The sequence below is a fragment of the Paractinoplanes lichenicola genome (genome assembly GCF_016785085.1).
GTDB classification, from domain to species: domain Bacteria; phylum Actinomycetota; class Actinomycetes; order Mycobacteriales; family Micromonosporaceae; genus Actinoplanes; species Actinoplanes lichenicola.
The window spans coordinates 582,153-605,731 of record NZ_JAENHO010000005.1 but is presented as its reverse complement, the minus strand read 5'-3'; the positions used below and the strand labels follow the sequence as shown (position 1 = coordinate 605,731).

The 23,579-nt window shown below is 72.7% G+C and carries 21 protein-coding genes; 9 read left to right on the top strand and 12 right to left on the bottom strand.

The genetic code is table 11. The features are described 5' to 3' along the window. Positions 1 to 174 precede the first annotated feature (174 nt). Positions 175 to 1,041, top strand: a complete 867-nt coding sequence (locus JKJ07_RS20275; RefSeq protein WP_202993146.1) for a GNAT family N-acetyltransferase — start codon at positions 175 to 177, stop codon at positions 1,039 to 1,041. A 4-nt stretch (positions 1,042 to 1,045) separates the two neighbouring features. Here JKJ07_RS20275 and JKJ07_RS20270 read toward each other — a convergent pair whose 3' ends face one another. The 5 genes from JKJ07_RS20270 to trpC are packed head-to-tail and all read right to left on the bottom strand — an operon-like array spanning position 1,046 to position 6,251. Beyond that, positions 1,046 to 2,212, bottom strand: a complete 1,167-nt coding sequence (locus tag JKJ07_RS20270; RefSeq protein WP_202993145.1) for an FAD-dependent oxidoreductase — start codon at positions 2,210 to 2,212, stop codon at positions 1,046 to 1,048. After that, on the bottom strand, positions 2,212 to 3,390 hold the full coding sequence (gene lgt, locus JKJ07_RS20265) for a prolipoprotein diacylglyceryl transferase (RefSeq protein WP_202993144.1): 1,179 nt from the start codon (positions 3,388 to 3,390) through the stop codon (positions 2,212 to 2,214). Before lgt ends, JKJ07_RS20270 begins: the two co-directional genes overlap by 1 nt. A gap of 19 nt (positions 3,391 to 3,409) precedes the next feature. Further along, entirely contained in the window at positions 3,410 to 4,213 is an 804-nt protein-coding gene (gene trpA / locus JKJ07_RS20260) for a tryptophan synthase subunit alpha (protein ID WP_202993143.1), read from the bottom strand. After that, positions 4,210 to 5,451, bottom strand: coding sequence for a tryptophan synthase subunit beta (gene trpB / locus JKJ07_RS20255; RefSeq protein WP_202993142.1), 1,242 nt, complete (start codon positions 5,449 to 5,451; stop codon positions 4,210 to 4,212). Before trpB ends, trpA begins: the two co-directional genes overlap by 4 nt. Continuing rightward, positions 5,448 to 6,251, bottom strand: a complete 804-nt coding sequence (gene trpC / locus JKJ07_RS20250) for an indole-3-glycerol phosphate synthase TrpC (RefSeq protein WP_202993331.1) — start codon at positions 6,249 to 6,251, stop codon at positions 5,448 to 5,450. Before trpC ends, trpB begins: the two co-directional genes overlap by 4 nt. Positions 6,252 to 6,622: 371 nt before the next feature. Between trpC and JKJ07_RS20245 the strand changes: the two genes are divergently transcribed. Then, positions 6,623 to 6,883, top strand: coding sequence for a hypothetical protein (locus tag JKJ07_RS20245; RefSeq protein ID WP_202993141.1), 261 nt, complete (start codon positions 6,623 to 6,625; stop codon positions 6,881 to 6,883). A 184-nt stretch (positions 6,884 to 7,067) separates the two neighbouring features. Here JKJ07_RS20245 and JKJ07_RS20240 read toward each other — a convergent pair whose 3' ends face one another. From JKJ07_RS20240 to hisI, 3 genes are read right to left on the bottom strand one after another with little or no spacing between them, the layout of a single operon-like run. Beyond that, the gene (locus tag JKJ07_RS20240) at positions 7,068 to 7,748 is read right to left on the bottom strand and encodes a Trp biosynthesis-associated membrane protein (RefSeq protein WP_202993140.1); all 681 of its coding nucleotides are present in this window, start codon (positions 7,746 to 7,748) and stop codon (positions 7,068 to 7,070) included. After that, complete coding sequence (locus tag JKJ07_RS20235; RefSeq protein ID WP_202993139.1) at positions 7,745 to 9,277, bottom strand: anthranilate synthase component I; 1,533 nt, start codon at positions 9,275 to 9,277, stop codon at positions 7,745 to 7,747. Before JKJ07_RS20235 ends, JKJ07_RS20240 begins: the two co-directional genes overlap by 4 nt. Continuing rightward, on the bottom strand, positions 9,274 to 9,726 hold the full coding sequence (gene hisI / locus JKJ07_RS20230) for a phosphoribosyl-AMP cyclohydrolase (protein ID WP_202993138.1): 453 nt from the start codon (positions 9,724 to 9,726) through the stop codon (positions 9,274 to 9,276). Before hisI ends, JKJ07_RS20235 begins: the two co-directional genes overlap by 4 nt. A 605-nt stretch (positions 9,727 to 10,331) precedes the next feature. On the opposite strand from hisI, the gene JKJ07_RS20225 reads away from it, so the two are divergent. The 4 genes from JKJ07_RS20225 (at position 10,332) to JKJ07_RS20210 (ending at position 14,990) form a co-directional block, all read left to right on the top strand. Beyond that, the gene (locus JKJ07_RS20225; RefSeq protein ID WP_202993137.1) at positions 10,332 to 12,821 is read left to right on the top strand and encodes a hypothetical protein; all 2,490 of its coding nucleotides are present in this window, start codon (positions 10,332 to 10,334) and stop codon (positions 12,819 to 12,821) included. 92 nt (positions 12,822 to 12,913) lie between these two features. Further along, on the top strand, positions 12,914 to 13,636 hold the full coding sequence (locus JKJ07_RS20220) for an ABC transporter ATP-binding protein (protein ID WP_202993136.1): 723 nt from the start codon (positions 12,914 to 12,916) through the stop codon (positions 13,634 to 13,636). Then, entirely contained in the window at positions 13,633 to 14,370 is a 738-nt protein-coding gene (locus JKJ07_RS20215; protein ID WP_202993135.1) for an ABC transporter permease, read from the top strand. The genes JKJ07_RS20220 and JKJ07_RS20215 overlap by 4 nt, the downstream gene beginning before the upstream one ends. Before the next feature lie 8 nt (positions 14,371 to 14,378). Next, positions 14,379 to 14,990 (top strand): TetR/AcrR family transcriptional regulator, encoded by a 612-nt coding sequence (locus JKJ07_RS20210; protein ID WP_202993134.1) that lies wholly within the window; start codon positions 14,379 to 14,381, stop codon positions 14,988 to 14,990. Positions 14,991 to 15,104: 114 nt separating this feature from the next. Here JKJ07_RS20210 and JKJ07_RS20205 read toward each other — a convergent pair whose 3' ends face one another. After that, positions 15,105 to 15,830 (bottom strand): DUF2470 domain-containing protein, encoded by a 726-nt coding sequence (locus tag JKJ07_RS20205; RefSeq protein ID WP_202993133.1) that lies wholly within the window; start codon positions 15,828 to 15,830, stop codon positions 15,105 to 15,107. A gap of 93 nt (positions 15,831 to 15,923) precedes the next feature. Between JKJ07_RS20205 and rpsD the strand changes: the two genes are divergently transcribed. Then, positions 15,924 to 16,532 (top strand): 30S ribosomal protein S4, encoded by a 609-nt coding sequence (rpsD, locus tag JKJ07_RS20200; RefSeq protein WP_202993132.1) that lies wholly within the window; start codon positions 15,924 to 15,926, stop codon positions 16,530 to 16,532. Here rpsD and JKJ07_RS20195 read toward each other — a convergent pair whose 3' ends face one another. Together JKJ07_RS20195 and JKJ07_RS20190 are read right to left on the bottom strand one after the other, a co-directional pair. Then, the gene (locus JKJ07_RS20195; protein WP_307834328.1) at positions 16,533 to 18,290 is read right to left on the bottom strand and encodes an ABC transporter ATP-binding protein; all 1,758 of its coding nucleotides are present in this window, start codon (positions 18,288 to 18,290) and stop codon (positions 16,533 to 16,535) included. Continuing rightward, positions 18,287 to 20,071, bottom strand: coding sequence for an ABC transporter ATP-binding protein (locus tag JKJ07_RS20190; protein ID WP_202993131.1), 1,785 nt, complete (start codon positions 20,069 to 20,071; stop codon positions 18,287 to 18,289). The genes JKJ07_RS20195 and JKJ07_RS20190 overlap by 4 nt, the downstream gene beginning before the upstream one ends. Before the next feature lie 110 nt (positions 20,072 to 20,181). Here JKJ07_RS20190 and JKJ07_RS20185 point away from each other — a divergent pair, with 110 nt between their 5' ends. Next, on the top strand, positions 20,182 to 20,793 hold the full coding sequence (locus tag JKJ07_RS20185; protein WP_202993130.1) for a TIGR03085 family metal-binding protein: 612 nt from the start codon (positions 20,182 to 20,184) through the stop codon (positions 20,791 to 20,793). A 66-nt stretch (positions 20,794 to 20,859) separates the two neighbouring features. After that, a complete protein-coding gene (locus JKJ07_RS20180; RefSeq protein ID WP_202993129.1) occupies positions 20,860 to 22,164 on the top strand; it encodes an APC family permease in 1,305 nt (434 codons plus the stop codon). Here the strand turns inward: JKJ07_RS20180 and pdxR are convergent. Continuing rightward, positions 22,047 to 23,456, bottom strand: a complete 1,410-nt coding sequence (gene pdxR / locus JKJ07_RS20175) for a MocR-like pyridoxine biosynthesis transcription factor PdxR (RefSeq protein ID WP_202993128.1) — start codon at positions 23,454 to 23,456, stop codon at positions 22,047 to 22,049. The two genes, JKJ07_RS20180 and pdxR, sit on opposite strands and share 118 nt — an antisense overlap. Positions 23,457 to 23,579 lie beyond the last annotated feature (123 nt).

Sequence of the window (23,579 nt, the reverse complement as noted above, 5' to 3'; positions counted from 1 at the left end):
CTGGTGTTACAGATCAAGGTCGGGACGACGTCGGCCCTGCAAAGTCTCTAGAGTCTACGGTAAGGGATACCGATCTCCGCCAGTTCGGATGGATCACACTTCGCGCGGGACCAATCCCCCGTCGCGGCATAAACGGGTAGCCGAACATCCGCTGCAGTTGGGTAGTCTCGCGCGGTGGCGCAACAGGATACCGACGTCTTCGTCAGGCTCGAGCGTTTTTACGACGCCCTCCCTCGACCCTACGCACGAGCCGAGGAAATCGGCGGACTTGTGCTGTTCGTCCGCGAAGGCGAGGGCTGGCCCTACTATGCCCGGCCCCTGCTCGGCGCCGGCACTCCCTCCGCGGCCGATATTACTGCGGTCCGGCAGCGGCAGCGCGAGCTGGGCGTCCCCGAATCCTTCGAGTGGGTTCACGAGACCACTCCCGACCTGCTCGCGGTCGCCCGCTCGGCCGGGCTCGACGTGCTGCTGGCGCCCCTGCTCGTGCTCGACCCGGCCGCCCTGGTGCCCGACCTGCCGGTCGACCGGGGCACGGTCCGCTTCCTCGACCCCGACGGCCCCGCCTTCGCCGGCGAGCTGGCTGCCTCGCGCGCCGTGGCCCAGCTCGGCTTCGGCGCGCCCGCCGTGCCCCCGTCGCCGCTGCACGGCACGCTGCTGACCGCGCCCGCCGGGCCCGCCGAGCGGGACGCCGCCGTCACCTCGCTCAGCGCCGAGCTCGTGGCCAGCCAGCAGGAACGCAGCTCGTCCGGCGACTACTTCACCGCGGTGGTCGACTCCCCCGACGGCCTGCTGGCCACCGGGGCCGCCATGCGCTCGGGCGACGTCGTCGAGGTGGCGGGCGTGGCCACGCTGCCCGCGGCCCGCCGCCGGGGGTACGCGTCGCAGCTCACCGCCGCACTGGCCCGCCGCGCGCTGGCCGAGGGGGCCACGCTGGTCTTCCTGTCGGCGGGCGACGACGACGTGGCCCGGCTCTACACCAAGGTGGGATTCCGCCGGATCGGCACGGCCTGCATCGCCGAGCCCGCCGCGGCGCCGCTGTAACGACCTATTCCGGCGGCGTCCAGTCCGGCAGCATCCGCGGGCGCATGTGGCTCAGCGCGGCGTCCCGGGCGCGCAGGGCCAGGCGGCCCCGGGCCTGCACCACAGCCGACATGCGCCGGGTCTGCCGGACGACGCTGGTCGTGCGCGGATGCCGCAGCCGGCCGTATTCCTCGATCGCCGCGCACAGCCCCGCGCCCGGCGCCACGCCGGTCACCAGCGAGCTCAGGGTCGCGGCGTCCTCGAAGGCGAGGCACGCGCCCTGGCCCAGGTGGTGCGGCATCGCGTGGGCCGCGTCGCCGAGCAGCACGACGCCGCCCGGGCCGGAGGGGAACCCGTACGAGCGGGGCAGTGGCCGCAGCTCGCGGACCTCCTGCGGCACCAGGTCGTCGGCGTGGGTCGCGGCCAGCAGCTCGCCCACCGGCGGGTGCCAGCCGGCGAACCAGCGCCGCAGCAGGGCCAGCTGGGTCGCGGGCGGCTCGGGCCGGGGCGCGCCGGCCGCCGTGGCCACCCAATAGACGCCGCCGTGGCCCGCCGCCCGCTCGCCCAGCGGGATCGACACGAACCGGTAGCCCGCGCCCAGCGTCTCGCCCCCGGCGGCCTGCTCGGCCGGCAGCTCGGGGAGCCGATAGGCCGGGATCACGGCCTGCCACGCGGCGAAACCGGACCCGACCGCGGCCGCCTCGGGGGCCAGGGCCCGCCGGATCGTGCTGTCGATGCCGTCGGCCGCGACGACCAGGTCGGCCTCGATCTCGGTGCGGCCGTCGCTCACGACGGGTCGCTGCCGCCGGCCCGTGCGGATCGTGGTGACGCCGAAGCCCGTGCGGATCTGCACCTGGTCGCCCAGGCCGGCCACGAGCGCGTCATAGAGGTCTTCGAGATGCACGGCGGCCGGGGCCGGGCCGGCGCCCGCGCCGCGCGGGGCGACCAGCCACTGACCGTCCGGGCGGCGCACCCCGCCGTCGGGCAGCGGGGCCGCGATCGCCGACCAGCCGCCCTCGGGGTCGATCGCCTCGAGGGCGCGCCGGCCGTTGGGCCACAGCACCAGGGCCGTGGGCGGGGCGGCGACCCGCTCGCCCCGCTCGAGCAGCACGACCTGCCAGCCGCAGCGGGCGAGGGCGCCGGCGGTGGCCAGCCCGGCCATGCCCGCGCCCACCACCACGGCGGTGCGCACTAGCGTTCGTCTTTACGAGACTCTTGCTCGACGTCGCCGCCGGAGGAGCCGTCGGGGCCGGAGCCGGCGGCCGCGCCAGTGGCCAGCACCGCCGCCTCGACCCCGGCCGGGCCGGCGGGATCGCGCTCGACCGGGTGCCCACCGGCGGCGATCTCCTCCGCCATGTCCTCGGGGGTGTCGGGCGGCAGGATCCCCGTACGGCGGTAGGCCTGGAACCGCGCCTCGCTGACCACCTGATAGCCCTTGGGCGCGACCTCGCGCGACTCGGCGGCCGCGGACACGTCGACCTGCGAGACGTCGCTCGCGGCGGCGGGCTCGGGGGCGGTCTCGGGGGCGTCGTCGGGCACCACGTACGCCCGGGGTCCACGCACGACCAGGAAGTAGATCAGCGCGCCCAGGAACACGATGATCGAGGTGAACACGTTGAGCCGGATGCCGAACAAGTGGTTGGCCTCGTCGACCCGCAGCGCCTCGATCCAGCCCCGGCCCAGCGTGTACGCCATCACGTAGAGCGCGAAGGCCCGGCCGCGGCCGAACTTGAACTTGCGGTCGGCCAGATAGACCAGCAGCGCGACCCCGAGGTTCCAGAGCAGCTCGTAGAGGAACGTCGGGTGATAGAGATCGGGCAGCGTCACCGCCTGCCCGTCGATCACCGTGGCGTGCCCGGGGTTCGACCTGTCCATGTCGTGGACCTCGAGCCCCCAGGGCAGCGTGGTCTCCTTGCCGTAGAGCTCGTTGTTGAACCAGTTGCCGACCCGGCCGATCGCCTGGCCCACCGGCAGGCCGACCGCGAGCGAGTCGGCCACCACGCCGAACGGCAGGCCGAGCTGGCGGGCGCCCAGATAGGCGCCGAGGGCGCCGCCGAGCACCGCGCCCCAGATGCCGAGGCCGCCCTCCCAGATGTAGAAGGCGCGGATCGGGTCACCGCCGGCGCCGAAGTAGTCCTGCGGCGAGGTGATCAGGTGATAGATGCGCGCGCCGACGATGCCGAACGGCACCGCCCACACCGCGATGTCGAGCGAGGCCCAGCGGGCCACACCCCGGCTGCGCAGCCGATATTCCATGATCAGGCAGGACGCGACGATGCCCAGGACGATGCAGATCGCATACGCCCGGACGGGCAGGCCGAGCACGTGCCAGACCGACGTTGTCGGACTCGGGATCGCGGCGAGGTTCACGGGTGCACACGCTACCGCTTCATCGGGCCGGGTTTCGCACTCCCTCGGCCAGTTCCGAGCTCAGGTTACGCAGTCGTGACAGACCGGTGGCCCGGTCGGGGGCATCGAGCACACACCGGATCAGCGCGCTGCCGACGATCACCCCGTCGGCGAACCCGGCGACCTCGGCCGCCTGCGTGCCGGTGCCGACCCCGAGGCCCACGCCGACCGGCATGTCGGGGTTGGCGTGCCGCACGCGTTCGACCAGCGCGGGCGCCTGCGACGAGACCGCCGTACGGGCGCCGGTGACGCCCATCAGCGCGGTGGCGTAGACGAAGCCGCGGCACTGGGCGACCGTCATCGCGATCCGCTCGTCGGTCGAGGACGGTGAGACCAGGAACGTCCGGTCGATCCGGTGCTCGTCGGCGGCGGCGATCCACTCGCCGGCCTCGTCCGGGATCAGGTCGGGCGTGATCATGCCGGTGGCGCCGGCCGCGGCCAGGTCGCGGGCGAACGCGTTGACCCCGTACTTCTCGACGGGGTTCCAATACGTCATCAGCACGACCGGGGCCCCGGTGCGCGCGACCGCCTCGATGATCCGCAGCGTGTCGCGGGTGCGCACGCCCCGGCCGAGCGCGATGTCGCTGGCCTTCTGAATGACCGGGCCGTCCATGACCGGGTCGGAGTAGGGCAGCTCGACCTCGATCACGTCGCAGCCGGCCTCGTGCATCGCGATCATCGAGGCGATGCTGTCCTCGACGGTCGGGAAGCCGGCCGGCATGCAGCCGATCAGCAGCGCCCTGTCCTCGGCGCGGGCCTTGTGGAAGATCTCCGCGATGCTCACGAGTTCTCTCCTGGGACCAGGGTCTCGACCGGGTCGAGGATCCCGAAGTAGGCGCCCGCGGTGTGCACGTCCTTGTCGCCGCGGCCCGACAGGTTGACCACGATCGTCGGCGTGCGGCCGAGCTCCTCGCGCAACTGCGGCGCGATCCGGGCCGCACCCGCGAGGGCATGGGCGCTCTCGATGGCCGGGATGATGCCCTCCGTACGGCAGAGCAACTGGAACGCGGTCATCGCCTCGGCGTCGGTGACCGGCTCGTACTCGGCCCGGCCGGTGTCGTGCAGCCAGGCGTGCTCGGGGCCGACGCCCGGGTAGTCGAGACCGGCCGAGATGGAGTGCGACTCGACGGTCTGCCCGTCGTCGTCCTGCAACACGTACGTCCGGGCGCCGTGCAGCACGCCGGACGAGCCGCCGGTGATGGACGCCGCGTGCCGGCCGGTCGCCACGCCCTCGCCGCCGGCCTCGAAGCCGTACAGCTGGACGCTCTCGTCCCCGACGAACGCGTGGAAGATGCCGATCGCGTTGGACCCGCCGCCGACGCAGGCCGCCACCGCGTCGGGCAGGCGGCCGAGCTGGTCGAGGCACTGCTGCCGGGCCTCGATGCCGATGCCGCCCACGAAGTCGCGGACGATCTCGGGGAACGGGTGCGGGCCGGCCGCCGTGCCGAGCAGGTAGTGCGTGGTGTCGACGCTGGCCACCCAGTCGCGCAGGGCCTCGTTGAGGGCGTCCTTGAGCGTACGGGAGCCGTTGGTGACCGGGACGACCGTGGCGCCGAGCATGCGCATGCGGGCCACGTTGAGCGCCTGCCGCTCGGTGTCGGTCTCGCCCATGTAGACGACGCACTCGAGGTCGAGCAGGGCCGCCGCGGTCGCGCTGGCCACGCCGTGCTGACCGGCGCCGGTCTCGGCGATCACGCGGGGCTTGCCCATCCGCTTCGCGAGCAGGGCCTGGCCCAGCACGTTGCGCACCTTGTGGGCGCCCGTGTGGTTCAGGTCCTCCCGCTTGAGCAGGATCTCCGCCCCGACGGCCTGGGACAGGCGCTCGGCGCGATAGAGCAGCGACGGAGTACCGGCGTAGTTGAGGAGCAGATCCTTGAACTGCGCCTGAAACTCCGGATCTGTCTTGGCCGTCCGATATGCCGCGTCGAGCTCATCAAGCGCCCGGACGAGCGCCTCCGGCACGAACCGGCCGCCGTACCGCCCGAAATGACCCGACAAGTCGGGCATGGTGGGCGCGCTCATCGCACCGGCCGCGGGGTCGCGGGGTGGTTCCCGGCGTTGACCAGCTCGGCCACCGCGTCCCGCGGCGACTTCTGGGTCACCAGGCCCTCGCCCACCAGCACAGCATCGGCGCCGGCCGACGCGTACCGGATCAGATCGTGCGGCCCGCGCACGCCCGACTCGGCGATCTTCACGACGTTGTTGGGCAGGCCGGGCGCGATGCGCTCGAAGACCGCCCGGTCCACCTCGAGGGTGCGCAGGTCACGGGCGTTGACCCCGATGACCTTGGCGTTCGCCTCGAGAGCGCGATCCGCCTCCTCCTCGTTGTGCACCTCGACGAGCGCGGTCATGCCGAGCGACTCGATGCGCTCGAGCAGGCCGACGAGCACGTTCTGCTCGAGCGCCGCCACGATCAGGAGCACCAGGTCGGCGCCGTGGGCCCGGGCCTCGTGCACCTGATAGCTCGAGACCACGAAATCCTTGCGCAGCACCGGGATCTGCACCGAGGCACGGACCGCCCGCAGGTCGTCGAGCGACCCGCCGAACCACCGGCCCTCGGTGAGCACGCTGATGCACCGGGCGCCACCCGCCGCGTACTCCCCCGCCAACTCGGCCGGGTCGGGGATGTCGGCCAGCGCGCCCTTCGACGGCGACGACCGCTTGACCTCAGCGATCACCGCCACGCCGGGCTTGCGTAACGCCGCATAGGCGTCGATGGCCGGCGGCGCCGCCGCGGCCGCCTCCCGAACCTGCTCCAACGGCACCTGCGCCTGCCGGGCCGCCACGTCCTCGCGCACTCCGGCGAGGATCTCCTCCAGCACGTTCTGCGGTCCGCCAGAACCCGCTTCCGCCTGCTGATCGGATGTCACGAAACGACTCCCCTCTCCGGGTGTCCTCCGCCCGATGCTAGGAGGTCGCGGTCGCGCAAGGCCCCCCGGGGTATGGCGCGCCTCACGAACCGGGTTGGGGCATAATGCCGCCTGCCCACCCGCGATCTGTCACTTCGGTCACAGCAGCCTCCCACGGTCCGGCTCGTTGTGCAGGGCGACCTCATCTGATCGGTGGATCCCACGGCGCGTTGACACGACCGTCACGCACCGGAAATAGGGTCCGGCCATGATGAGAGCGAGGCAAACTGGTTCGGGCGCCGCCGAGCGTCCACCAGACAAGAGCGATCGATGTGGAGTTTCCCGTGGCCGCCACCGCCCAGCCGGACGTTCCCGCCGGCTTCGCCAACGCTTCCCGCGCCCTCGTCGCCGCCGCCGCCGACCTCGTGCTCGGCGTCCAGCGCCGCGTGATCGGTGACGCGAACATCCGTACCGCCCGCGACAACGCCTGGGCCGCGACCCTCGAGGACCGTGCCCGCAACGAGGCCCGCGCCGAGCTCACCCGTGAGGTGGCCGCCCTGGTCGCCCACCGCTCCTCGCGCCGCCGCCTCGCCAAGACCCGATAAACCCCTCATCCCGTACGCGTCGTGGCAGTTCGCAACCGCATCGCGGTCGTCCCGGGCCCTTGGCGCGGTCGCGCTCGCGCCCGCTGACACCGCCCGCCGACCAGGCCGTCTGCCTCTTGGTCCCGGACCGCCCGCTGCAAGGTCTCTTACCCCTCAGCCCCGGCCGTCAACACCGGGGCGGGCCTCACACCGTCGGGTCGTCGCCCCGGTCGAGGGAGTCCCAGGCCGCGCGGCTGTCCACCGGCTTGTTCAGCCCGGCGTCCTCCCGTGACGCCACTGCCGGCTTGCGGTCGTAGCGGGCCGACATCCGCGGCCACGTGTGACCCAGCCGGGCGGCGGTCACCCCGCCCAGCGCGACGATCACTCCCCCGAGGACGCAGGCGATCGGCCAGACCGTTCCCCCGGCGCCCGCCTCCCCGGTGTCGAGCCCGGCCCGGCCGGCGATCGCGCTGATCGCCACCCCGACGCCGGCCAGCGTGATCAGGCCGCCCAGCGCCCGCCGCAGCCAGCCGTGCGTGGCCAGCAGGGCACCCGCACCGGCCAGCCCGACCAGGGCCAGCCCCATCACCCAGGGCGCGACGTCGACACCGGCCCGCACCGTCCGCAAGTCCGACATTTCAGGCCGTGGAGTGATTTCCACCGACCAGGTGCGCGTCGCCCCGTAGGCCGCGATGCCCGCCCCGGCCAGGCAGGCCACGATCGCCAGCAGATAGGCCCGCCTGGCGCCGCTTTTGTCATCGGCCGTCGTGCGGGCCGGGCCGGCCGGGTCGTCGCCTGTTTTGCCGGCCGCTGTCGGGGCCGGGCCGGCCGGGTCGTCGCTTGGTTTGCCGGCCGCTGCCGGGGCCGGGCCGGCCGGGTCGCTCATCGGGCCGCGCGCAGCGTCTCGGCCGAGGCGATCGCCGCCAGCACCGCCGCCGCCTTGTTGCGGGTCTCCTGCTCCTCGGCGGCCGGGTCGGAGTCGGCCACGATCCCGGCGCCCGCGCCGACGTAGGCCACGCCGTCCTTGAGCAGCGCCGTGCGGATCGCGATCGCCATGTCCATGTCGCCGGCGAACCCGAAATAGCCTACCGTGCCGCCGTACAGCCCGCGCCGGGTCGGCTCCAGCGACTCGATGATCTCCATGGCGCGCACCTTGGGCGCCCCCGACAGGGTGCCCGCCGGGAACGTCGCGGCCAGCGCGTCGAACGCCGTACGGTCGTCGCGCAGCTCGCCGATGACCGTCGACACGATGTGCATGACATGGCTGTACCGCTCGATCCGCGCGAACTCGGGCACCTCGACCGAGCCCGCCCGGCACACCCGGCCCAGGTCGTTGCGGCCCAGGTCGACCAGCATCACGTGCTCGGCCCGTTCCTTGGGGTCGGCCAGCAGCTCGGCCGCGAGCGCGTTGTCCTGCTCGGGCGTCGCGCCCCGCCACCTCGTACCGGCGATGGGGTGCAGCAACGCCCGGCGGGCGCCCTGCTCGTCGGCGCTGACCTTCAGATGCGCCTCGGGCGAGGAGCCGACGATGTCGAAATCGTCGAAGCGCAGCAGATACATGTACGGGCTCGGGTTGGTCGCCCGCAGCACCCGATAGACGTCGAGCGGGTCGGCGTCGGTCGGCCGCTCGAACCGCTGCGCCACGACGATCTGGAAGCACTCGCCGGCCCGGATCGCCTCCTTGGCCTCCTCGACCGCCTTCTGATACTCCCCCGGCGCGGTGCGGCTGACCGGCTCCCCGGCCGGCCGGCGCTCCACCGTGGAGATCATCGGCGGCGTGGGCCGGGACAGGGCCGTGGTCATCGCGTCGAGCCGCCCGACCGCGTTGTGATAGGCCGCGAGCCGGGCCCGATCGTCGGCGTCGTCGGCCAGCACGGCGTTGGCGACCAGGATGGCCGAGCCGTCGTAGTGGTCGAGCACCACGAGGTCGGTCGCCAGCATCATGCCCAGCTCGGGCAGCGCCAGATCGTCACCGGCCGACGAGGGCAGGCGCTCGAAACGGCGTACGAGGTCGTAGCTCAGATAGCCGACCATGCCGCCGGTCAGCGGGGGCAGATCGCCGGGCGCGGGCCCGTCGGCCAGCGCGGCCACGGTCTCGCGCAGCGCCACCACCGGGTCGCCGTCGAGCGGCACCCCCGCGGGCGGCGCGCCCAGCCAGTGCGCCTGACCGTCCCGCTCGACCAGCGTGGCCGCGCTGCGGACACCCACGAACGAGTAACGCGACCAGGCCGCACCGGACGGCCCGGCGCCCTGCTCGGCCGACTCGAGCAGGAAGGTGCCCGGGCCGCCGGCGAGCTTCGTGTAGACGCCGACCGGGGTCTCGCCGTCGGCCAGCAGCCGCCGGGTCACCGGCACCACGCGCTGCCGCTGCTTCAGGAAGCCGGCCTCGTCGGGAACCACAGCTCCGCTGGTCATCGCTCCGCCGCCTCCGTCGCCCCGGTCGCCGCGCCCGCGGCCGTCGTCGCCTCACCGGCCGTCGTCGTCTCGCCGGCCGTCGTCGTCACCGGCAGCTCGTCGAAGAAGCAGGTGTGCTCGCCGGTGTGGCAGGCCGCGCCGACCTGATCGACGGTCACGAGAAGCGCGTCCCCGTCACAGTCGAGGGCGACGCTGCGCACGTACTGGAAGTGGCCGGACGTGGCGCCCTTGACCCAATACTCCTCGCGGCTGCGGGACCAGTAGGTCGCCCGCCCGGTGGTCAGCGTGCGATGCAGCGCCTCGTCGTCCATCCAGGCCAGCATGAGCACATCGCCGCTGCCGTGCTCGCGCACGATCGCCGCCACGAGGCCGTCGGAGGTGCGCTTGAGCCGGTCGGCGATCGCGGGATCCAGGTCGGTCTTCACTACCACGCGACGATTCTCCCCCATCCACCGCGCGCGACTCCCGCCCGCCCGACCCCGCCCGGCACTCCCAGCCCCACCGCCGCACCGAGCTGGCTGGTTTCCGACAGTTGGGGCCGGCCGCGCCGCGCGGCACCACCTGACCGGGACGGCCCGAGGACCGCACGAGATGACCTTCCGTGGTCGACGTCCGGGTGGCGGCCAAACGGGGTGGGACGGCCGCAGATGCTCTCCGTGACGGTCTGGCGGGGCTGTCAGCGGGCGGGCGTTGCGGGGCCGCGGCGGCGGCGGTCCCGCCGTGGGGGCGAAGCGGCTGGGTACGGCGCCGACGCGGCCCACGATCCGGGCACGGGGGATGCCTCTTGCAGCGCGGGACGGTACCGTCGTGCTGCGTTGCACCCAGTCAGGGGTGTTCACAGCCGCCTCCCCAGAGGGTTACCGCAGCTCAAGTCCGCGGGTGGCGGAGCCGGAGCGACGGGAGTCTCAAACCGATGGAGCCGACGTCCAACCCCGACAACAGTCGGTCGTCGCGCGGGCTCGCCCGTTTCTGGCCAGTGAACCGCGACACCGAGGACGAGGGCGTTGCGCCCGGTTCGCCGGGGATGCCGGGCACTCTTTCGGGTGAAACCGAGATGGTTCCGCTGGGCTCGCGGCGCACCGTGGACGGTCTGGGCCTCGCCGGGCCGATCAGCGGACCGCCTGACAACGAGCAGGTCTCCGGCCCGCCGCACGCCGGCCAGACGAGCGCTCCGCCGCACGCCGCCCAGACGAGCGCGCCGCCGCATCCCGGCCAGATCAGCGGACCACCGTTCCCGGGGCAGACAAGTGGACTGCCGCACCCGGGCCAGCTCGGCGGACCGCCGCGCCCGGGCCAGGTCAGTGGCCTGCCGCTGCCGGGCCAGGTCAGCGGACCACCGCGGCCGGGGCAGATCAGCGGGCCGCCGCATCCGGGACAGATCAGCGGGCCGCCGCGCCCAGGACAGGTCAGCGGGCCGCCGCAGGCGGGGCAATACAGTGAGCCGCCGCACATCGGCATTCCGGTCGGGCAGCCGGCGGCGAATCGGCAGGCGCAGATGCCGCTGGCACCGCCCGGACGTGGACGGACCGGCACGCCCATGACTCCGTACGCGTCAGGTGTGCCGGGGCAGGGCGACTCCCACGGCCCGGCCTTTGACGGCCCCCGGCCCACGGGAGTGCCCGGACCGAACGGGCCGACCGGCTCCACCGGCGCGGGTGACCAGCGCGGCTTTGAGGGCGTCCGTGGCCCTGGTGGCACGCACGGGTTGGCGGGTGACTACGGAGCACGCGGGGCGAGCGGATCGCGCGGCGCGGGGGATCCGGGCGGCGCAGGGGATCCGCTGGGCTCCGGCGGTTCACTCGGCGGAAACGGCCGGTTCGGCGGCGGCGCGGGCGATCCGCTCGGCGGGAACGGAAACGCTCCGGTCAGCGGCGGCGGCTCGACCGACCCGCTGGGTGCGACCCGGCACGCTCCGCTCGGCAGCGGCGCGAACGACCCTCACGGCGTACGGGGAAATGGTCCGCTCGGCAGCAGCGCGAACGACCCCCTCGGCGTACGGGGAAATGGTCCGCTCGGTGGCAGCCCGAACGATCTCACCGGTGGGAATAAGCCCGACGACAACCGGCCGCTCGGTGGCGGCCCACGTGATCCTGCCGAAGGAAAGGTCATGAGCGACAACCAGGCGGACGGTGAGTCCGGGCGCGGGCCGCTCGGCTCTGATGACAACCGGCCCCTCGCCGGCGGTCCGAACGACCCGTTGGGCCGGGCCGGCAGCAGCCCGTCCGAGGACGGCAACCGGCTGTTCGGCGCGGGCAACCAGGGTGGCGCCCACAGCGCCGACACCCCGGTCGCCGGCGCGTCGCGTCAGGTCAGTGGGCCGCCGCTGCCGCATCAGGTCAGTGGGCCGCCGCAGCCGATCAGTGGGGCCCCGCGGCAGGCCGGCGAGGCGCCGGAGCGCGATTCTGATCACTCCCTCGACGCGACTGACGAGGGCCGGAACCGGGCATCCGTAGAGTCCGGCCGGGGCAACCCCTGGGACCGGGAATTCGGCGGCTTCGGCCTGGGCGGGCGCAACAACCGGTTCCTGTTCGGTGGCCGCAACCCGGCGGAGTCGAAGCCCGGCCTCAACGGCCACGGCCATGGCCCCGGCGAGACGAACGGGCGGGCGGCCGGGCCTGAGCACGGGGAAGCGCATGACGAGAACGGGCGTGATGACATGAACGGACGGGCTCCCGACACCGGGCCGGCCGCCACGGGCACCGACGAGACCGCCGGACGCCGCGCCGCCCCGGACGACATCGACGCCCGCCGGGCGGCCGCGGGCTGGGCCTCCGTGCCCACCTCGACCCACCCCGTCGTCGGCCCGACCTCGTCGCCGCCGGCCTCGACTGCCCCGACCTCGAACGCCCCGACCTCGAGCGTCCCGGTCTCGGCGGCGCCGGTGTCGGCCCACCCGGTTTCGCCGGGCCCGGTCTTCGGGGCGGGCTACGGCCAGCCGCCGTCGTACGCGCCGGCTCTGCCCGACCCTGACGCCGGCCCGGTCTCGGGGGTGCCTGCCCCGCGCTCGGCGGCCAGCATCCCGGTGCCGGTCGCGAAGCCGCAGACCAGCGAGGCCCCGCCGCAGCCGGCCGAGCCCGGCCCTGGGTCCGTCGCCGGGTCCATCGCCGGATCCATCGCCGGGCCGGAACTACGCCGCTCGGCCAGCCTCGAGGACGCCGAGCCGGTGCGCCGGGGCCGCCGCGCCGCTCCGGAGGAGGAGCCCGCCGAGGAGAAGCCCGCGGCGGAGCCGGTGGCCGCCGACGAGGTCGCGCTGCGCCCGGGTGACGTGGCCGCGGGGCACATCGCGTTCTGGGACGACGACGCGGTCCGCCACTTCCGGGCGGCCTGGCACGAGGTCAAGGCCGAGTTCGTCGACGACCCCGAGACGGCCCTGACCCGGGCCCACGACCTGCTCACGGACGCGGTCAACGAGCTCACCGAGGCGCTGCTGGCCGAGCGGGACGAGCTGGACCCGCTGCGCGGCAACGGCAAGCCCGACACCGAGAGCATGCGGATGGCGATGCGCGGCTACCGGGAGTTCCTGGATCGCATCCTGAGCCTGTAAAGAAGACGACCCCCAGCGATGGGGGTCTTTTTCTGCCCGCGGAATTCATCTAGTGTTGAGTTCAACGAGCGATGAATTCCGAGGAGGGCACGATGGACAACGCCATCGAGGTGCGCGACCTCGTCGTGGAGCGCGGCCGGCGACGAGTCCTGCACGGCATCACCTGCACCATCCCGCGCGGCTCGGTGACCGGGCTGCTCGGCCCGAGCGGCAGCGGCAAGACCACCCTGATCAGGGCGATCGTCGGCGTCCAGTTCGTCCGGTCGGGCGCGGTGACGGTGCTGGGCCGGCCCGCGGGCAGCGCTCCCCTGCGGCGCGAGCTGGGTTACGTCACGCAGGCGCCGAGCGTCTACGCCGACCTCTCCGTACGGGAGAACGCGCGCTACTTCGCAACCCTGCTCGGCCTGCACGCGGCGGAGGCCGACCGCGCGATCGCCGACGTCGGCCTGTCGGGCGCCCGGCATCAGCTGGTCGGCAACCTGTCCGGCGGCCAGCGCAGCCGGGCGTCGCTGGCCTGCGCCATGATCGGCGAGCCGAAGCTGCTGGTGCTCGACGAGCCGACCGTCGGGCAGGATCCGGTGCTGCGGGCCGACCTGTGGGGCCGCTTCCACGAGCTGGCCGACGCGGGCACGACGCTGCTCGTGTCGAGCCACGTGATGGACGAGGCGGGCCGCTGCGACCGGCTGCTGCTGATCCGCGAGGGCCGGCTGATCGGCGACGACACCCCGGCCGCCATCCGCGCGTCGGCGGGCACCGACGACCTGGAGGAGGCCTTCCTCCGGCTGATCCGCGAGCAGGAGAAGGTGGCGGCATGAGCGCGCGGATCACGTTCGCGACGGCGGCGCGGGTGCTGCGCCAGCTGCGGCACGACCGCCGGACCGTCGCGCTGCTCATCGTCGTACCGGCGCTGCTTTTGGCTCTGCTCTATTTCATGTACGACGGCGCCGGCGGCACGTTCGACCGGATCGCCCTGATCATGCTGGGCGTCTTCCCGTTCGTGATCATGTTTTTGGTGACCAGCATCGCCATGCTCCGCGAGCGCACGACCGGAACGCTGGAGCGCCTGCTGACGACTCCGCTCGGCAAGATCGACCTGCTTTTCGGGTACGGGTTGGCCTTCGGACTCGCAGCGGCCGTCCAGGGTGCGGTCGCGACCGGGGCGGCGTACTGGCTGCTCGGTCTGGAAACCCGCGGCAGTGCCGGGCTCGTCGTGCTCATCGCGGTCGTCAACGCCGTGCTCGGGGTGGCGCTCGGCCTGTTCTGCAGCGCCTTCGCCCGCACCGAGTTCCAGGCCGTACAGTTCCTACCGGTGGTCGTCGTGCCGCAGCTGCTGCTGTGCGGGCTGTTCGTGGCGCGCGGGCAGATGGCCGGCTGGCTCGAGGGGATCAGCGACGCGCTGCCCCTGACGTACGCGGTGGACGCGCTGGCCCAGGTGGGTGTCTCGGCCGACCCGACCACGACGATGTGGCGTGACCTGGTGATCGTGGCCGGCGCGACGGTGGTGGCGCTGGTGCTGGCGGCCGCGACCCTGCGGCGGCGGACCCCCTAGGAGAGCTCTTGGCAAGGCGCAGCGGGCGGCGTCCCGGCAACCAGGACACGCGCGAGTCCATCCTGGAGGCCGCCCGGGCCGGCTTCGCCGAGAAGGGGTACGACAAGGCGTCGATCCGGGCCATCGCGGGCGACGCCGGGGTCGATCCGGCCCTGGTGCACCACTATTTCGGCACCAAGGAGAAGCTTTTTCTGGCGGTGATGAACGCGCCGATCAATCCGGCCGAGCTGGTGCCGCAGGCGCTCGCCGGGCCCCGCGAGCAGGCCGGTGAGCGGCTCGTCCGGATGGCCCTGGGCGTGTGGGACTCCCCGGCGGGCACGGCCGCGCTGGCCGTCTTCCGCTCGGCGCTGAGCAACGAGTGGACGGCGCGGCTGCTCCGCGACTTCGTGGTGACCCAGGTGCTGCGCCGGGCGGTCCATGAGATGGCGTTCGACCCGGCCGAGGCCGACATGCGGTCGGCCCTGGTCGCCACGCAGATCGCCGGCACGATCATGGCCCGCTACGTGCTCAAGATCGAGCCACTGGCCAGCGCCGACATTGACACCCTGGCCGCGGCGATCGGCCCCAACATCCAGCGGTTCCTCACCGACCCGATGCCCGAGGTCTTCAAGACCGAATAGAACTGTCACCAGAATCACGCGCCGCCGCCTGTGGATAACTCGGTTCGTCCCTTTTGCGGCGCGTATTTTCTGGCCAGCCCCCTGGGTGCGGTGGGGAGGGCCTATTGGGGTGATCTAGTCGGTGCAGCGGTGGCAGAGCACCGGGTGCAGCAGGTGCGCGAGGTCGTGGCGGTCGGCGACCGGGCGCGGGAAGGCGAGCCGCGCCAGCTTGTCGTCGAGGCGGACCATGAAGCCGTAGCGGTCCATCCGCACCACCCGCGGCTCGGCGACCGGCTGGAACGTCTTGCCCAGCTGCCGCCGGACGTAGGCGCTCATCTCGGCCTCGTGATGATCGGCCAGGTCGGCGATCAGGTCGAACTCGATGCGGCAGAGCGGGTCGGGCGTGGCCTCGGCGAAGTCGTCCACGTCGACGTCGCGCAGGTTCTCGTTGCGCTCGTAGCGCACCTCGGCGACGTCCATGCGGTGCAGCACCTGGCCCTCGCCGACGTCGAGCAGGTCGCCCGAGGCGTCGATCTCGGCGTAGTCGAGCGCGGCCGATCGAGCCTCGTCACCCTCGAGTACGGTGGCCCAGCCGGAGATCCACACGCGGCCGAGCGCGGGCGAGCCCGCCATCGGCGGCACGTCGGAGATGTCGAGCACCATCGCGGTGTCGTCGTTGCCCTCCTGCGGGCGCAGGGCGGCGGCGAAAGCACCGTCGCGCGGCGACAGCAGGAGCACCCGGCCGTTCGCGTCGGTGACGTGCCGCACGGGCAGTGGTCCCGGACGGCACGCGATGTGCGCGACGCCGGGGAGGTGGCCGGCGGCGAGCGTGCGCGCGATCTCGGCGTGGGTGGGCTGCATGGAAAGTACCTCCGGGCCTACGTTAGGCTTGCCTTAGTAAGGTGAGGCTAACCGTAACACCAGCCTCAAGCGCAAGAGACTCTCGGAGACTTCATGAACAACTCCCGACCGAAGGCCAAGCTCTCACGAGCTCTCGGCATCCCGCTGACGCCGAAGTGCGTGAAGTACTTCGAGAAGCGGCCGTTCCCGCCGGGTGTGCACGGGCGTTCCCGTCGCAAGGCCTCGGACTACCAGGTTCGTCTGCTCGAGAAGCAGCGCCTGCGGCACCAGTACAACATCAGCGAGTCCCAGATGCGGAAGGCGTACGACGACGCCCACCGCGCCGAGGGCAAGACCGGCGAGACGATGGTGGCCCTGCTCGAGCGCCGCCTCGACGCGACCGTCGTGCGTGCCGGGCTGGCCCGCACGATCTACCAGGCCCGCCAGCTCGTCGTGCACGGCCACTTCACGGTCGACGGCAAGAAGGTGGACCGCCCCGGTTACCGGCTCAAGCCGGGCCAGGTCGTCGAGGTGCGCGAGAGCAGCCGCACCAAGCCGCCGTTCGAGCTGGCCAAGGCGGGCGCCCACCTGGACGGGCCGACCGCGCCCTACCTGTCGACAGTGGTCGAGGACCTGCGCATCACCGTGCTGCGGATCCCCGAGCGCTCGGAGATCCGCGTCCAGTGCGACGAGCAGCTGGTCGTCGAGTTCTACGCCCGCTGATCAGCGGGTCTGCTCCAACCAGCTCGCGTAGAGCTTGGCGTAGATCGAACCCTCCTGGGTGACCAGTTCGGAGTGCGGGCCGCGTTGAACGACGCGGCCCGCATCCACGACCAGCACCTCGTCGGCGGACTGGGCCGTCGACAGCCGGTGCGCGATGGCCACGGTGGTGCGGCCGCGGGTCACGGTGTCGAGGGCCCGCTGCAGGCGCACCTCGGTCGCGGGGTCGACGGCGCTGGTCGCCTCGTCGAGCACCAGCAGGTCGGGGTCGGCGACATAAGCCCGTACGAGGGCTACAAGCTGGCGCTCCCCCACGCTCAGGGCCTCGCCGCGCTCGCCTACTGGGGTTTCGAGCCCGTTCGGCAGTCCCGCCAGCCAGTCGGCCAGGCCCAGCTCGACGAAGGCGTCGCGGAGTTGCTCGTCGGTCAGGGACGGCTCGGCGAAGCGGATGTTCTCGGCGATCGTGGCGTCGAACAGGAAGCCGTCCTGCGGCACCATCACCACGCGGGACCGCAGGGCCGCGAACTTCACGTCCCGCAGCGACGTGCCGCTGAGCTGGACCTCACCCTCGACGGGGTCCATCAGGCGGGTGAGCAGCTTCGCGAACGTCGTCTTGCCCGAGCCCGTCTCCCCCACCACGGCGACCTTGGTTTGCGCCCTCAGCGTCAGGTCGACGTCGGCGAGCACGATCGGGCCGCCGGGATAGCGGAACGAGACGTCGGAGAACCGTACGGACAGGGGGCCGGCCGGCAGGTCGACGCCCACCTCGTCCGGGTCCTTGACGTCGGGTTCGAGGTCGAGCACGTCGAGCACGCGCCGCCAACCGGCCACCGCATTTTGCGCCTCGTTGAGCATGTCGGTGGCGATCTGCACGGGCTGGATGAACAGCGTGACCAGGAACAGGAACGCGGTCAGCCGGCCCACGGTGAGGCCGCCGTCGACGCCGATCAGCACGCCGACCACGACCACCGCGGCCAGGGCCAGGCCCGCGCCCAGCTCGCCGCTGGAGAAGCTGGTCACACTCGTGCGCAGGGCACGCTGCTGGGACACCCGGAGCCGGTCGATCGAGGTGTCCAGGCGCTTCTCGGTGCGGCCGGCCACCCCGTACGCCCGGATGACCATGGCCCCGACGACGCTCTCGGCGATCGCGCCCAGCATCACGCCGGTGCGCTCGCGGACGGCCCCGTAGACCTCGGCCAACCGCTTCTGGAAGAGCCGGATGATCGCGATGGCCGGGCCGAACGCGAGCAGCACCACGATGGTGAGCTGCCAGGAGTAGACGAACATCACGATCGTCGAGACCAGCAGCTGACCGCTGGCCAGCAGCAGTTGCACGCCGCCGGTCTGCAGGAAGATCGAGATCTGGTCGACGTCGCTGGTCACCCGGGACACCATCGTGCCGCGCCGCTCGGACTGCTGGTGCAGCATCGACAGGTCGTGGATGTGCCGGAACGTGCGCCCGCGCAGCGAGCCCAGCGCGGTCTCGCTGACCGTGAACAGGCGCCGGGTCATCAGATAGCCGGCCAGCGTCGAGATCATCAGCGCGAGGAACGTGAACGCGACGACCACGACGACGAACTGCAGGTCGGGGCCACCCTCGGCGCGGATGCCGTGGTCGATGCCCTGCTGCACGGCGATCGGCACGGCGACCCGGCCGGACATCTGCACCACGGCCAGCGCGATCGTGCCGGCCAGCCCGGGGCGCAGCTCGGGCGAGAGCGACAAACCCCGCTTGATGGTGGCGAAGGTCCCCTCGCTCACGCCTCGACCCTTTCCGATTCCGATTTCTCGTACGCCGTAACCAGGTCCACATATCCCGGATGAGCCGCCAGGAGCTCGGTGTGGGTGCCGGTGGCGACGACCTTGCCCTGCTCCAGATAGACGACCTCGTCGGCCAGCGCGATCGTGGCCCGCCGATAGGCCACGACCAGGATCGACGCCCCGGTGTCGCGGCCGCGGAGCGCGGCCAGGATGTCGGCCTCCACCCGCGGGTCGACGGCGCTGGTCGCGTCGTCCAGCACAAGCAGCCGCGGCTGCCCGGCCAGGGCGCGGGCCAGCGTGAGCCGTTGCCGCTGCCCGCCGGAGAGCGAGGCGCCGCGCTCGCCGACCGCCGTCTCGAGCCCCTCGGGCAGCTTCGCGACGAACCCGTCGGCCTGGGCCAGCCGCAGCGCCGACCAGGCGGCCTCCTCGTCGAGGCCCTCCCGCTCGAGGGTGACGTTGCCCCGCACGGTGTCGTCGAAGACGAACGGCAGCTGCGGCACGAGGGCGGAGGCGCTCGTCAGCGCGGCCTCGCTGAGCTCGGGCAGCGGCGTCCCGTCGAGCGTGACGCGGCCCTCGTCCGGGTCGACCAGGCGCACGGCCAGCGACGCGATGGTCGACTTGCCGGAGCCGGTCGCGCCGACCAGCGCCACGGTCTTGCCCGGGGGCACGGTGAACGAGACGTCGTGCAGGACCAACGGCCCATCCCCGTACGCGAAATCGACCTGCTCGAAACGCAGCGTGGCCGGACCCGACGCGGGCGCGGTGGCCGAACCGTAGGCGAGGTCGCCCTCGGCCGCCAGCACCGCCTGCACCCTGTCCCACCCGGCGACGCTGCGGGGCAGCTCGCCGAGCACCCAGCCGATCGCGCGCACCGGGAAGGCCAGCACCGTGAACAGGAACGCGACCGTGACGACCTCGGCCACCGTGACCGCCCCGCTCTGCAGCCGCCAGGCCCCCAGCAGCAGCACCGCCAGGGTGCCCACGCTGGGCAGCGAATCCATCAGCGGGTCGAACAGGCCGCGGAGCCGGCCGACCGAGATCAGCGAGTCGCGCAGCTCGTCGACGAACACCTTGAAGCGGCGGGACTCGTCCTCCTCGCGGCCCATGGTCTTGACCACCAGCGCGCCGTCGAAGCTCTCGTGGGCGACCGCGCTGACCTTGGCCCGCATCTGCTGCGCCTTGATCTGCCGGGGCGACATCAGGCGGGCGTAGAAGGTGTTGAGGGCGAACAGCATCGGGAAGAGCACGACGCCGACCATCGCGAGCACCCAGTCGGTGAGGAACAGCGCGCCGACCGCGGCGAAGATCATCACGATCGTGCCGACCGCGAACGGCAGCGGCGCGATCGGCACCCAGGCCGCCTCGACGTCGGAGTTCGCGTTGGACAGCAGGGTGCCGGTGGCGTGCTTCTGATGCCAGGACGGCGGCAGCGAGAGATAACGCCGGGTCACCGCGCGGCGATAGCGGGCCTGCAGGCGGAACTGCATGTAACCCGCGCCGAGCCGGCGGCCGAAGATGGTGGCCACGCGCAGCGCGCTGAGCCCGAGGAAGGCCGCGGCGATCAGCGCGAGCGTGCCCGTGCCGGCCGAGCCGCTGGAGAACGCGGGGACCACGACATGCCCGATGACATAGCCGACCACGTACGAGTTGGCGATGACGAGAATGCCGAACAGGCTGCTGCCGGCGGTCCCGATCGCGAACAGGCGGGGCTCCGCCTTGATCGCCTGGCCCAGCACCCACAGACCCCGTACCAGCACATCGCGGCTGGACCTGGTGCTCAAAATTCCTACCTGACTGGTAAGTGTTCGCCGACGGTTCCGGCCTTACATCTCCATCCTGCCGGGCGGGCCGCCGCCGTTCACCTTCGTAACATGTGTCTACGATCACGTTTGTGACCGCCTATGCCCAGCGCGAGCGGCGACTGCTCGCCGACCTGCTCCTTCGTCTCGGTCCCGACCAGCCCACCCTGTGCGACGGATGGACGACTCGCGATCTTGCGGCGCATCTGGTCGTGCGCGACAGGCGCCCCGACGCGGCGGCCGGCGCGATGATCAAGCCACTGCACGACCACGGCGAACGGGTGCGGCTGCGCACCGCGGCCCGCCCGTACGAGGAGGTCGTGCACGAGGTGCGCACGCCGCCCTGGTGGAGTCCCGTCAGCAACCCTCTCACCGACGAGCTGGCCAACACCATCGAGTTCTTCGTGCACCACGAGGACGCGCGGCGCGGGCAGCCGGACTGGGAGCCGCGTCCCCTGGAACCGGGCCTAGAGGCCGCACTCTGGCGAAACGTGCAGCTCACCGGCAAGCTGGTGCTGCGGCGGGCGGGCGTCGCGGTCACGGTCAGCTCGGACGGGTACGGGTCGTTCGCCGTCGGCGAGAGCCCGGCAACCACTCTTTCGGGGCGGCCCGGGGAGCTCGCGATGTACCTCACCGGGCGGACGGACGCGGCGCGCGTCGAGATCGACGGTGACGGCCTGGAGGGCGTACGGCTGGGCCTGTGAATTGGCCCAAATGATCGGCCCCGCATTGGACCAAACGTCAGGCCAATGCGGGCCTAGCGTGGGGTCATGGCTCAGAACTCCGGACTCTCCCTGGCCCAGGGCACCGCGCTCTGCGTCGGCGCCGTCCTCGGCACCGGCGTGATCTCGATGCCGGCCCTGGCCGCCGAGGTCGCCGGTCCCGCCTCGCTCGTCGCCTGGCTCGCCCTGATCGTCCTCTCCGCGCCGCTCGCCCTGACCTTCGCCGCGCTCGGCGCCCGGCACCCGGACGGCGGCGGCGTCTCCACCTACGTCCGGCTCGCGTTCGGCCCGCGCGTGGGCGCCGCGATCGGCTGGACCTTCTTCTTCGCCGTGCCGCTGGGCGCGCCCGCCGCGGCCGCGTTCGCCGGGGGTTACGTGGCCGACATCATCGGGGGCGGCCACGTCACCGTCCTGCTCACGTTCCTGGCGATCGTGTCCGCGGTGTTCGCGATGAACTGGTACGGCGTGCGGGTCTCGGGCCGGGTCCAGCTGGTGCTGACCGGGGTGCTGGCCGCGCTGCTGCTGATCACCGTGCTGACCGCGCTACCCCATGCGAACTGGGACAACCTGACCCCGTTCGCGCCGCACGGCTGGTCCGGCGTCGGCTCGGCGGCCGCCGTGCTGGTCTGGGGCTTCGCCGGCTGGGAGGCGGTGTCGTCGCTGGCCGCCTCGTATCGCGACCCGCGCCGGGACGTGCCCCGGGCCACCGCGATCGCGGTCGTGCTGGTCGGCCTGCTCTACCTGGCCGTCGCGGTGACCAGTGTGCTCGTGCTCGGCCCGGCCCTCGGCACGAGCCCGGCGCCGCTGGCCGACCTGCTCGCGGCCGGGGTCGGCGGCCCGGTGCGGATCCTCACCGCGATCGTGGCGGTGCTGCTCACCGTGGGCGCGGTCAACGCCTACCTGGCCGGGGCCTCGCAGCTCGGGGCGGCCCTGACCCGCGACGGCGCGCTGCCGGTGTGGATGGGCCGCACGCCGCGCCGGGCCCTGCTCACCGTCTTCCTGCTCAGCCTGGCCTCGGCCGCGCTGCCGCTCAGCCTGCACACCTCGCTGCTGCTGGTCACCGGGTGCTTCACGCTGGTCTACGTGATCGGGTCGGCGGCCGCGCTGCGCCTGCTGCCCGCCGGGCCGTGGCGGGTCGTGGCCGGGATCTCGTTCGTCGCGGTGGCCGGGCTGCTCTGGCTCAACGGCGCGCCGGCCCTGCTGAGCCTGGTGATCGTGGCGGCGTCGCTGGCCTATCAGGCCTGGCGTTCCAGGACGTCCGCGAACACGGCCATCCCCTCGTCGATCAGTGCGGAGTCGGTGGCGCCGAACCCGAAGACGAACCCGGTCAGCGCGGGCGTGGAGGCCGAGTAGGCGCGCAGGTCGTCGACGACCAGACCGGCGCGGGCCGCCGCGGACACCACCGCGGTCGAGTCGGCGCCGGTCAGCGCGGTCAGGTGCAGCCCGGCGGCCGAGGGCAGCACGTCGAGCCCCGGCATCGCGGCCAGCGCCTCGGCGATCCGGGCGTGCCTTTCCCCGTACGCCCGGCCGGCCCTGCGGACGTGCCGCGCGAGCAGCCCCTCGTCGAGAAAACGGGCCAGCGCCGCCTGCACCGCCGGTTGCCCGTAGCCGTCGCCGAGCTGGCGCGCCGCGACCAGGGCGTCGCGCAGGCCCGGGGTGGCGAGCACGAAGCCCGTACGGAGGGCCGGCAGCATGCTCTTGGAGAACGTGCCCACGTAGAGCACGCGACCGGCCGTGTCGAGGCTGTGCAGCGGCTCGAGGGGACGGGCCGAGAAGCGGAACTCGCTGTCGTAGTCGTCCTCGACGATCGCCGCGGGCCGCGTGCGGGCCCAGTCGAGCAGCTCGCGGCGGCGGGCCAGGCTCATCGCGCGGCCGAGCGGGAACTGGTGCGACGGGGTGGTGTGGACGAGCCGGCAGTGCGCGGGCAGGTCCGCGACGACCAGGCCCTCGTCGTCGACCCGGACGCCGGTCACCTTCGCGCCGATCGCGGCCAGGATGCGGCGGGCCGGCGGGTAACCGGGCTCCTCGACCGCGACCACGTCGCCCGGCTTGACCAGCACGCGGGCGATCAGGTCGAACGCGTGCTGGGCGCCGTTCGTGACGATCACGTCGGCGGCGGTGGTGCGGACGCCGCGGGAGACGCCCAGGTAACGGGCTACGGCTTCGCGCAGCCCCGGGTGTCCGGCCGGATCCCCGTACGTGCCGGGGTTGTTGGCCCTCAGGCGGAGCTCGGCGGTGATCAGGCGGCGCCAGGCGTCGAACGGGAAGAGGTTGGCGTCGGGGATTCCGCTTCGGAAGTCGTAGCGGGGTTCTGTCGTTGCGCCGCTTGTTTCCAGCGGGCTGAAGGTCCAGCCTTCGCGAGGCCTGATCGGATCCGTTGCACTCCTTCGATGCGTCCGTTTTACCGCTTTGATCGCGACAAAGGTGCCCGCTCCGACTCTGGTTTTGAGATAGCCCTCTGCGGCCAGGCGCTCGTACGCGGTGGCGACGCTGCCCCGGGCCACGCCCAGGTCGGCCGCGAGTGCCCTGGTCGGAGGCAGTCGCTCCCCCGCCGGAAGCCGGCCGTCGACGATCGCCGTGCGTAACGCGCGATAGACCGCGGCCGTCTTCCCGTCGGCGCCGTCGAGCCGAATGATCAGGTCCACGTGTTCATTCTGCGCACTATGGCCCAATCGATATGCGGCGATCGGGCGAGTCCCCGCTTACGCTCGGCCTAGCTGTATCGACATCCATCTCTTCAAACCCCAGTCGGCTCAGAGAGGATCAGC